The 4,145-nt window shown below is 49.6% G+C and carries 4 protein-coding genes; 2 read left to right on the forward strand and 2 right to left on the reverse strand.

Annotated features, from left to right (window positions below; genetic code table 11):
- Positions 1-191 (reverse strand): hypothetical protein (locus tag VN379_RS00885; RefSeq protein WP_325529846.1); only part of this gene is annotated, 191 nt, incomplete at its 3' end.
- A gap of 62 nt (positions 192-253) precedes the next feature.
- Between VN379_RS00885 and VN379_RS00890 the strand changes: the two genes are divergently transcribed.
- On the forward strand, positions 254-2,626 hold the full coding sequence (locus VN379_RS00890; RefSeq protein WP_325529848.1) for a DMSO/selenate family reductase complex A subunit: 2,373 nt from the start codon (positions 254-256) through the stop codon (positions 2,624-2,626).
- An 18-nt stretch (positions 2,627-2,644) separates the two neighbouring features.
- On the forward strand, positions 2,645-3,220 hold the full coding sequence (locus tag VN379_RS00895; protein WP_325529850.1) for a DMSO/selenate family reductase complex B subunit: 576 nt from the start codon (positions 2,645-2,647) through the stop codon (positions 3,218-3,220).
- A gap of 7 nt (positions 3,221-3,227) precedes the next feature.
- Here VN379_RS00895 and VN379_RS00900 read toward each other — a convergent pair whose 3' ends face one another.
- A complete protein-coding gene (locus VN379_RS00900) occupies positions 3,228-3,923 on the reverse strand; it encodes a molecular chaperone (protein ID WP_325529852.1) in 696 nt (231 codons plus the stop codon).
- Between the last annotated feature and the right edge of the window lie 222 nt (positions 3,924-4,145).

Consider the following 4,145-nt stretch of genomic DNA (forward strand, 5'->3'; position numbering starts at 1 on the left):
TTTCTAAAGTATATTGAAACTGACTTACAGTAGGCAATACCTAAGGCAATTTCGCCAAATGCCAGGGCTTGTTCACAAAAAAAATTAATATAGTTTTTTCCATTATCTAACTGGTTGATTGGTAAGCGAGGCTGAAGGCCAGAAAATACTCCGGTTGTGGAGTATTTTCCGGCCTTTTTCTTTTTGGTCAAGGTGCCCTGAAAGAGGATTATTGACTTGGATCAGTTGAATACATGAGAAAGGATATGATCGAATGAACACAGATATCTTGTGGAAAACCCAGTATTCGCGGCGTAGATTTCTGAAGCTGGGCGCAGCAACCTTTGGCTTTACTGCAGCAAGCGGGTTGTTTGAACTGGATAGCTTTGGTTCCTGGGCAAGTGCCCAGGAGCCAGTGGCTCTGGAAAGGATTGTACGTACATCGGGATCACATAACTGCGGCGGACGGTGTGTACTGCAGGCGCACGTCCGGGACAACCGTGTTGTGCGGATTACAACAGAGGATGATATTCCTGATACCGATAAGACACCGCAGCTGCGCGGTTGTTTGCGTTGCCGTTCCTACCGGGATCGTCTCTATCATCCTGAGCGTCTGAAGTATCCGATGAAACGGGTGGGCAAGCGCGGTGAAGGCAAGTTTGAGCAGATAACGTGGGATGAAGCGCTGGATACCATTGCCAGCCAGACTAAACGAATTATGGCACAATACGGACCAGATGCCATTTATATGCAATATGCCACCGGCAATGCCGGCAGAGTCTCCGAGCGGGTATGGATGAGCCGGTTATTAGGTCTTTACGGTGGATTTCTCTCCTATTATGGCAGCTACAGCACGGCAGCAACGCAGATGGCCACGCCGTACACCTTTGGCACGACCGCTACCGGCAGCAGCCGGGATAATTGGGCCCATTCAAAGCTGATCATTCTGCTGGGCTGGAATCCCGGAGAGACAATTCACGGCACAAATACCGCCTATTATCTGAAGAAAGCCAAACAAGCCGGCGCCAGGATTATCAGTATTGACCCGATCTACTCCAATACGGCTGTCGCGCTGGCCGATCAGTGGATTCCCATACGGCCGACAACCGATAGTGCGCTGCTGGATGCTATGGCCTATGTCATCATTACAGAAAATCTGCATGATCAGGCTTTTTTAGATAAATATTGTGTAGGCTTTGACGAGGCGCATCTGCCTCCCGGTATTCCGGCCGGTCAGTCATTTAAAAGCTATATATTGGGCGAAAGTGAGGATAAAATACCAAAGACCCCGGTGTGGGCCGAGGCCGTTACCGGAATACCGCATGAAACTATCATTAAGTTGGCGCGGGAATATGCGACCATGAGACCCGGGGCGTTGATTCAGGGCTATGGGCCGCAGCGTCATGCCTATGGGGAACAGGTGGTGCGCAGCGGCACGGTACTGGCCGCCTTAACCGGCAATATCGGTGTGAAAGGCGGTTGGGCATCCGGGACCGGCTATCAGGCGCGCTCCCAGTTTGTTGCTTCCATTCCTGTTCCTAATCCCAGCAAGGCAAAGATTTCGGTATTTTGCTGGCCTGATGCCATCAAACGGGGGGCAGGCCTGGGGCCGGAGCTAAGTGTTAAGGGTGTAAAGCAGCTGTCTGCCAATCTCAAGCTGATGTTTAATCTGGGCGGGAATTGTCTGGTAAATCAGCATGCCGACAACAATGGAACCGCCAGGCTATTGCAGGATGAGAATCTACTGGAGTTTCTTGTTGTCAGCGAGCAGTTTCTTACCCCCAGTGCCAAATTTGCGGATATTCTTCTGCCTTCAGACAATATGTATGAACGGGATGATATTGTTACCCCCTGGGGTTATGGTGATTATGTCTTGTTTATGAATAAAGCGGTAGATACTGTGTTTGAATGCCGCAACGGGTATGACTGGATCAGTGACCTTGCAGACCGTCTGGGTCTTAAAGACCGGTTCACTGAAGGTAAAACACTCGACCAGTGGCTGCAGTATCTTGTGGCAGAAACGGCCAAAAAGAATCCAGGCTTTTACTCTTATGAAGAGTTTAAAGAAAAGGGCGTGTATCGTTGGCAGTATCCGGAATCCTCGGTTGCCTTTAAAAAGCAGATCGAAGATCCCGGGAATAACCCTTTCCCCACACCTTCCGGCAAGATTGAGATATTCTCGCAGCAATTATGGGATATGAAACAGCTGCAAGAGATTCCAGCCATACCTAAATATGTAAAAGCCTGGGAGGGGCCGGAAGATCCCCTGGGGGAAAAATACCCATTGCAATGCATCGGCCATCACTACAAACGGCGCGTACACTCTATTTTCGACAATACCCCCTGGATGGAAGAGGCTGGCGCGCAGGAGGTCTGGGTCAGTCCTGGGGATGCCGGGCAGCGGGACTTGAAAAACGGTGAATTGGTTAGGGTGTATAATGACCGGGGGGTAATCTCCCTGCCGGTCAAAATTACGCCGCGGATTATGCCGGGCGTCGTTTCAGTACCCCAGGGGGCCTGGTGGACCCCTGATGAACAGGGGGTTGATAAACGCGGCTGCATAAACACCCTGACCAAATACCACCCGACACCGTTGGCCTTCGGTAATGCTACCCATACCAATCTAGTGCAGATTAGTAAGGTATAGAGGAAGGAGAATACAGCCATGGCAAAGCAATTAGCCTTTTATGTGGAACAGAAGTTTTGTGTCGGGTGTAAGACATGCCAGGTGGCCTGCAAGGACAAACATGACTTGAAAGCGGGCCAGTTGTTCCGGCGGGTGATTGAGACGGCAGGCGGAGGCTTTCAAATAAAAGATACAACTGTTATACCTGCTGTGTATGCCTTCTGGACATCCATCAGCTGCAACCACTGCCGCAAACCGGTTTGCGTTAATAGTTGCCCGGTTGGTGCTATTCAAAAACAGGCAGCCGATGGGATTGTATATATTGATCAGGACAAGTGTGTAGGTTGCCGCAAGTGTGTAAAAAGCTGCCCGTATGGTGCGCCGCAATATAACAAAGAAACCAGAAAGACCGGGAAGTGTGACTTGTGCCGGGATCAGCTGGCAGCCGGCAAACCGCCGGTCTGCGTAGCCTCCTGCCCGCTGCGCGCGCTTGATTTCGGCCCGCTGGATGAGCTGCAGCACAAATATGGTAAAGCCAATGAGACAAAGGGACTGCCTGCTGCCGGGCAGACTCAGCCTGCCCTGGTTATAGTGCCGCATCGTGACGCCCTGTAGAAGACTATTACACGATCAAGTCACTTGCAATCATTTCAGTGTCGGCAGCGTCAGCTTTAAGCCATTGCTTTGTTAGTAGCGCCAACCCGCGGAAAAAGTTTGATTCAGCTGCTTTTCTTATGTCATCGCATAAAGCGGGAGCCCATTCCAATATATGTCCGGACAAAAAACGTGTTTGTCCGGACATATATAAGTTCAGTTTTTCCGTACTAATATCTGGTTTTGCCGCTTGTTTACAAAGACAAGCCATAAATTCCAACTCTAAGCTAATATGATCGTCAGGCTCACTGCGCCGTTTCTTGGTTTCCAGGCCAAAGCTACGGTAGAATTCACGCACAGCCAGCGTCTGCTCGCCGAATATCAGCCGCTCCCTGGAACGGTACACCGATTCCCACGGTGGCGCTGCTAAATGCCCGGGACCGACAAACAGACGGTTAAAATCAGCTTGCAGCAGTTTCTGATAGTCTGCGGGATTTTTAAGACCAAGGTCTAATTCGTCCTGTAGCTGTTGCACAGCTGAATATACTGCGAATTGTTCGGGGGTCGCCATTGAATCATAATCCTCCACTAAACTAGTTAATAGCCGGTTTGCCGATAAAGTTTTCAGTAACTGCGTGGCCGGGCTGGCTTTGTACAGGCAGGCTAATAAACTATAAATAAATTCGCGCTCGTGTAGCCATGAGGCCAATCGTTCTTTGTCCATCAATATCCTCCCGAAAATTAATATCCGGCAGCAGGACCGGGACTGAATTGACATATATTGAATGTATCCTGCACCTAAAATGAGGTTTGCTAATAAAAAAAGACCAAGATTACCTCCGGTAATCTTAGCCTTCATCTAGTATACTGATCAGCTAATATAAAAAATCTATTGCAATGATGGCGCGTTATTAATTCTAGCCGGTGCCAATCGCCCACAGTTTAT

Source organism: Sporomusa sp., from assembly GCF_035561255.1.
GTDB lineage: Bacteria > Bacillota > Negativicutes > Sporomusales > Sporomusaceae > Sporomusa.

Bases quoted from the DNA above. Each gene is read 5' to 3' on its own strand.
- VN379_RS00900 (WP_325529852.1), bottom strand. From the start codon at position 3,923: ATGGACAAAGAACGATTGGCCTCATGGCTACACGAGCGCGAATTTATT.
- VN379_RS00890 (WP_325529848.1), top strand. From the start codon at position 254: ATGAACACAGATATCTTGTGGAAAACCCAGTATTCGCGGCGTAGATTT.
- VN379_RS00895 (WP_325529850.1), top strand. From the start codon at position 2,645: ATGGCAAAGCAATTAGCCTTTTATGTGGAACAGAAGTTTTGTGTCGGG.